Source organism: Vibrio sp. 10N.222.52.B12 (assembly GCF_002875385.1).
In the GTDB taxonomy this organism is placed as follows: Bacteria; Pseudomonadota; Gammaproteobacteria; order Enterobacterales; family Vibrionaceae; genus Vibrio; species Vibrio jasicida.
This window is the reverse complement of sequence record NZ_MDAW01000065.1, coordinates 1-5,492: the sequence shown is the minus strand read 5'-3', so window position 1 is coordinate 5,492 and position 5,492 is coordinate 1. Positions and strand designations below refer to the sequence as shown.

Annotated in this window: 7 protein-coding genes; 4 read left to right on the top strand and 3 right to left on the bottom strand. The window is 43.6% G+C overall.

The genetic code is table 11. The features are described from left to right. Positions 1–56 precede the first annotated feature (56 nt). Positions 57–305 (bottom strand): hypothetical protein, encoded by a 249-nt coding sequence (locus tag BCT11_RS03750; RefSeq protein ID WP_038869647.1) that lies wholly within the window; start codon positions 303–305, stop codon positions 57–59. Between the two features lie 262 nt (positions 306–567). On the opposite strand from BCT11_RS03750, the gene pcp reads away from it, so the two are divergent. The 4 genes from pcp (at position 568) to BCT11_RS03730 (ending at position 4,487) form a co-directional block, all read left to right on the top strand. Next, on the top strand, positions 568–1,206 hold the full coding sequence (gene pcp / locus BCT11_RS03745; RefSeq protein ID WP_039976160.1) for a pyroglutamyl-peptidase I: 639 nt from the start codon (positions 568–570) through the stop codon (positions 1,204–1,206). A 174-nt stretch (positions 1,207–1,380) separates the two neighbouring features. Next, the gene (locus BCT11_RS03740; RefSeq protein WP_038869651.1) at positions 1,381–1,644 is read left to right on the top strand and encodes a hypothetical protein; all 264 of its coding nucleotides are present in this window, start codon (positions 1,381–1,383) and stop codon (positions 1,642–1,644) included. 64 nt (positions 1,645–1,708) lie between these two features. Continuing rightward, the gene (locus BCT11_RS03735) at positions 1,709–2,695 is read left to right on the top strand and encodes a GTP-binding protein (RefSeq protein WP_102387176.1); all 987 of its coding nucleotides are present in this window, start codon (positions 1,709–1,711) and stop codon (positions 2,693–2,695) included. Positions 2,696–2,858: 163 nt separating this feature from the next. Further along, entirely contained in the window at positions 2,859–4,487 is a 1,629-nt protein-coding gene (locus BCT11_RS03730) for a diguanylate cyclase (RefSeq protein ID WP_102387175.1), read from the top strand. Positions 4,488–4,564: 77 nt separating this feature from the next. Here the strand turns inward: BCT11_RS03730 and BCT11_RS03725 are convergent, their stop codons facing one another. Both BCT11_RS03725 and BCT11_RS03720 read right to left on the bottom strand, forming a co-directional pair. Beyond that, positions 4,565–4,840 carry a hypothetical protein gene (locus tag BCT11_RS03725; protein ID WP_042605300.1) on the bottom strand — a complete coding sequence of 92 codons (276 nt, stop codon included), beginning with the start codon at positions 4,838–4,840 and terminating at the stop codon, positions 4,565–4,567. A 211-nt stretch (positions 4,841–5,051) separates the two neighbouring features. Further along, positions 5,052–5,294, bottom strand: a complete 243-nt coding sequence (locus BCT11_RS03720) for a hypothetical protein (protein ID WP_039976164.1) — start codon at positions 5,292–5,294, stop codon at positions 5,052–5,054. Between the last annotated feature and the right edge of the window lie 198 nt (positions 5,295–5,492).

Here is a 5,492-nt window from a genome sequence, read left to right as displayed (position 1 = left end):
CTTAAGTGAACTACATTGCGCGATATAAGCGAGCTTTTTGTCATTTAAAAGCAGGATTAATGCTTGCGCTGCGGGCCGTGACGAACGATGTCTTTTCCGTGTTCGTAAACGTGTTGAGAAACCCAACGTCCAAGAACTAATTGATGCTTTTCGTCCAATACTGCAACAAATGGACGGCCATCAGTGTTGGTTGTTGCTAATGCTACGCCAGCGACGCCTTCAAGACCTAGCGCGCCACTTTCAATTAGATGTAGGAAAGCTTCTAGCTCTTCCAATGTTTCGATAACGTGATTATCAATGTTCATTATCTTCGATCTCTTCGAATTGCAGATACTCAATGGTCGCGTACTCTACCTAACTTACCGTTAGAAACCAAGCTAGGATTTGCTCAGCAGAACATTGCTTTACAAGTTCAAGATAGGGGCTATCTCCAATTTTACGCTAAATGTAAGTCGCGATTTTGTGCAGTTCATTGCCGCGATGTAATAATACTTGGCTTTGTGACGCTAAGTTATTGTAAATTCGAGTATCAACCATTGAGTTTTACTATCAAGAGAAAATAGTCCGATGAAGAAAGTGTTAATGACAGGTTTTGAGCCATTTGGTGGTGAATCCATCAACCCTGCTTTAGAAGCAGTAAAGCGACTTGATAGAAAGAAACTCGATGGCGGCGAGGTGATGATTTGCCAAGTGCCCGTCACACGTTATGAATCTATCGATACCGTGGTTAACGCGATTGAGCAATACCAACCAGATATTGTCATCACAGTAGGGCAGGCAGCAGGGCGTGCAGCGATTACTCCAGAACGTGTGGCAATTAATGTAGACGACTTCCGTATCCCTGATAATGGTGGCCATCAACCGATCGATGAGCCAGTAGTTCAAGATGGCCCAGACGCTTACTTCACAACGCTGCCCATCAAGGCGATGACAAACGCTTTACAAAACGCGAGCATTCCATGCCAAGTATCAAATACGGCAGGGACGTTTGTATGCAATCACCTGTTTTATGGTATCCAGCATTACTTGCGTGATAAATCGGTACGTCATGGCTTTGTGCATATTCCTCTTTTGCCAGAGCAAGACGCTTTAGGCAACCAGCCAACCATGTCGTTGGATGTGATTGTTGAAGGGTTAGCACTCTTGGCTCAAGCAGCGATTGACAACGAATCTGACATTGCAGTCAGCGCAGGACAAATTTGTTGATACACAAGCCAAATTCAAATCCTTAGATGAACGCCGAGCACCATTAAGCTCGGTGTTTTTGTATCTGTTAAGTCGCTCAAATTTTGTGGGGTATGAAAGGAGTAGCATTGAATTGTGAAATGGATAAGTAACACCGATTCACTTTGATCTCTCGTTCAAATAAGGCGAACTATCATGAAAAGCAATAGAAGTAAGATCATTGCACTTTCCTCTGCGGTTGTTTTCGCTTTGGCTATTGCCGCTTTAAAATTTGAAAACACCCTCGGACTGCTTCCAATCCTTGTAGCGATTGTCGCGTTTTTTACTTGTGTTATTCACACCAGCATGCACCTTTCTGGTGTTAAAAATGCAGATGCATTTGGTTATTACCAACAATCTCAGCAGACAAAAGCGAATGCGTTGCATAAAGGCTTAGACCCTCGCGATAAAAAGCGTTGAAGCAAGTCACATTCTCCGTATACTTTGGCAAAAGCATTTAAGCACAAGCTTGTCGGAGAAGAGCATGTCAAATCGAGTACCAACCAATATACTGACAGGATTTTTGGGTGTCGGTAAAACCACCGCTATCTTGAGTTTATTGAAAAACAAACCAGAGAACGAGAACTGGGCTGTGTTAGTCAATGAGTTTGGTGAAATTGGTATCGATGGCGCGATGATGACTGACCAAGGCGCGATGATCAAAGAAGTGCCGGGCGGTTGCATGTGCTGCACGGCTGGCGTGCCTATGTCTGTTGGTATTACGGCTTTGCTGCGCCAGAACCCTGACCGTCTTCTTATTGAGCCGACGGGCTTGGGCCATCCAAAGCAAGTAGTTGCGACGCTAACGTCTGAGCAGTACCAACCGTATGTGGATCTTAAAGCAACGATTGCGCTGGTGGATCCGCGTAACCTAAGTAACGAGAAGTACCTTTCTAACAAAAACTTTGTTGACCAGCTTGATAGCGCAGATGTGGTCATTGGTAGCAAAGTTGACCTGTGTACAAGCCATGATATTGATGTTTTCAATGACTGGGTGACAGACCAAACGCCTTCTAAAGTGTTCAGTAAGCTGATTCACGACGGTGACTTACCGATTGAAGTGCTAGATATCGAACGGGTGCACGGCAGTGCTTCTTCTCATATTGAAGCGCATCATCATGATCATGCTCACCAAGAGCCTCAATTCCAACTACCTCCGGGTGAGGCTTTCATTCGTAAAGAGAACAAAGGGCAGGGTTACTTCAGCTGTGGTTGGTTGTTCGGCGCGGAATACTCATTCAATTTTGATCAACTGTTCTCCATGCTATCTGAGCTAACTGCTGAACGTGTGAAAGCAGTGATGAACACAGACCAAGGTTGCTACGCGTTTAACGTGGCGAATGGCGTGGTTTCAGTCAATGAAATGAGCCTACAGGGCTTCGAATCACGCCTTGAGGTTATTGACTCTCAATTGATGCCTTGGGACCAGTTGGAAGCGCTTCTACTAAAGCTTTGTGACATCTCAGAATAGACACCAATCAAGATGGAACAGGGCCTGAGTGGATACTCGGGCCTTTTTTATTCGCTTTCACTGTTGAGACGATAGAAAATTTTTATCGATACGAACCTATTTATATGTGATTTGTATCACTATAATTGCCGGTTTTATCACTGGGTAAGAAACCGGAGACCACTTGAATTCTACCTTTACTTTTTCTGAGTTGAAGTTCTTTTGCTTACGCTTTATCGCGATTTTCTTTCTGCTCGTTGCGGTATTTGGCGCCATCATTCATTACGATAAGTCTGCGTCTGAAGAGGCAGAAAAGAGCAACATCCGTGTTCAACAAAAAGCACTGTTAGAAGGCAAGAAGCAATACATCGAGTGGGTAATGGGCTCCGTGGTAAGAGAAACCGCTTTGTTATCCGACATTATGGAAGCGAGAAAGGTGTACGACGTGGTGGCGTTGTTGCCTGTGGCCAAGCGCGATGTTGAACTCACAAGGCTGAGTACCATTTTGGAAGCAGTCAGTCAGCGTAAAGAAGTGTATGACCAACTTCGTTATCTCGATTTGGAAGGGAATGAAGTGGTTCGTATTAACTTTAACGATGGACACTCACAGGTCGTACCGACCGAGCAGCTACAAAACAAAAGCCACCGTTACTACTTCAATAAAGCATTGCAGCTAGGTTGCCGAAAGATCTACGTATCGCCTTTAGATTTGAATGTTGAGCATGGTCAGATTGAAGTACCGCTTAAGCCTATGATTCGTCTGGCCACTCCTGTCTTTGATGAAAAAGGGCAAAAGCGTGGCATCGTCGTGGTTAACTATCTTGCGAAATACCTAATGGAAGGCATGGCGTTGTTTAATCTCGATATGGGAACCAACTACATGTTGCTCAACAAAGACGGTTATTTTTTGTTTAACAAACAGCGTCGCGATTCTGAGTTTGCATTTATGTACAACCAACGAAGTGATGAGACCATCTACAGTGCATTTCCAGAGTTGGCCGAACAAATTCACAACACGTCTACAGGTCAGATCGAGACGGATAAAGGCATCATGACGATCGAGTCCGTTGGTGCTGTTGATCGCATCAATCCATACTGCTTTCAGGACTACCACGTTAGCGAAAACAGCTCGACGGCATGGAAGTTAGTTTCTTATGTTGATTTTAGCGAAAGGAAGGACATTGTCAGTTCACAATACGAGCGAAAATGGTTAATGCAGGTTGGCGTGGTATTGAGCATTATTCTGGCTTACTTTATTGCGCGCTTTCAACTGCGAGCCTTTGCCGATAATCAACGTATCCACTACTTGGCTCACCACGACAGCCTTACTGGTCTCGTTAACCGTGGCGCGTTTCAAAATCAAGCGATGAATACGCTGGATCAAAACTTAAAAGCAGGAAAAATGGTCTGCTTGATCTACCTCGACCTTGATGGTTTTAAGTTCATTAATGATGAATATGGGCATTCAGCAGGAGATAAAACCTTAATTCATGTTGCGTCCGTAATGCATCGTGTATTTGGCAGTAAAGCCTTGCTGGCACGTCTAGGCGGTGATGAGTTTGCTATTTTGTTGAGCTCTCAAGAGCATATGCAAAATCCTGAACATTATGCGGCATCTTTGATTCAATTGATTCAATTGATTCAAGATCCAATTGAAGTGTTACCAGGGAGCTTCCATCAAGTGACTACCTCGATTGGCGGTTGTTATACAAAAGGGCAGGATTGCACACTCGACGAGCTAATGCATCAAGCTGATATGGCGATGTATGAAGCGAAGAAGTCAGGTAAGAACCGTTACTACTTTATAAAATAATCCATTCTAAAAGTAAGGCGCATACTGCGAAGGAATTCCAATGCGCCTTAACTTTAGAAATGGCTAAAAACCATTGCTTAAAGCTCTAGCGATAACATCGGTACCGTCGCTTGGTACACGATAAGTTGATCTTTTTCTAGAGTGGGTGCGGTGTAATCAATATGGTCAAGGTCGAGGTTCTCTCGGACGTGTTTTTGGTCAAGGTCATAATCGAGGTAACCTGATTTGACCTCTATGTTAGTCGGCAGAACGGCGACCGATTTCACTTTTCCTGACCAGTTCATCAAAGCGCCTGCTGCATTCACGTTGAATGAGAGGGCGATTAGCATTAGTGATAATATTTGCTTTGTCATGATAACCTTCCTTGTTTATGCGACGTCTTTATATCGGCCAGTCAAAAAAGTTCTTTAATGCTAATTATTGACTGAAGTGATGAGACATCACAATTCTTTACTATCAGTATGTAAGGCGACCGGACTGCGGGGATGATTAAATTTGGTGAGATTATGGATGAGAATTAAAGTGACCAAAAAGAAGGTAGGCAGCCACTCCTTGGCAAGCAGATTATAGGTCTAAGGCCAGCATAGGAACGTTCGCCTGATCGATGATGATCTGATCCTTTGTTAGGTTAGTTACTGATAACTCGACATGTTTTCCGTAGAGATCAAAGTGTACGGTTTCTTTCTCGACGGTAATATTAGCGGGAACTTGAGCGATCGAAGGTACGACGCCCGACCAGCCCATCGTCGCGGTTGCGCTGTATGAATTTAAAGAAACCATTGCGAGAGCCAACAAGCATTTGTTCATGATTCTATTCTCTATAGTTAGATTGATTAGGTTGATTAAAACGCGCGCAGTGTATGCTTATAAATGTACAACTAGTTTGATATATATCAAGTGGTAGGCATTATGAAAAAACATTGTATAAAATGCTAATTTGTGAATGAGGAAGAAATAACCTAGGTGTAAAACCCAGAAAAAGGTTAATGCCGATCGTTTTAAATA

Bases quoted from the DNA above. Each gene is read 5' to 3' on its own strand.
- BCT11_RS03750 (WP_038869647.1), bottom strand. From the start codon at position 305: ATGAACATTGATAATCACGTTATCGAAACATTGGAAGAGCTAGAAGCT.
- pcp (WP_039976160.1), top strand. From the start codon at position 568: ATGAAGAAAGTGTTAATGACAGGTTTTGAGCCATTTGGTGGTGAATCC.
- BCT11_RS03740 (WP_038869651.1), top strand. From the start codon at position 1,381: ATGAAAAGCAATAGAAGTAAGATCATTGCACTTTCCTCTGCGGTTGTT.
- BCT11_RS03735 (WP_102387176.1), top strand. From the start codon at position 1,709: ATGTCAAATCGAGTACCAACCAATATACTGACAGGATTTTTGGGTGTC.
- BCT11_RS03725 (WP_042605300.1), bottom strand. From the start codon at position 4,840: ATGACAAAGCAAATATTATCACTAATGCTAATCGCCCTCTCATTCAAC.
- BCT11_RS03720 (WP_039976164.1), bottom strand. From the start codon at position 5,294: ATGAACAAATGCTTGTTGGCTCTCGCAATGGTTTCTTTAAATTCATAC.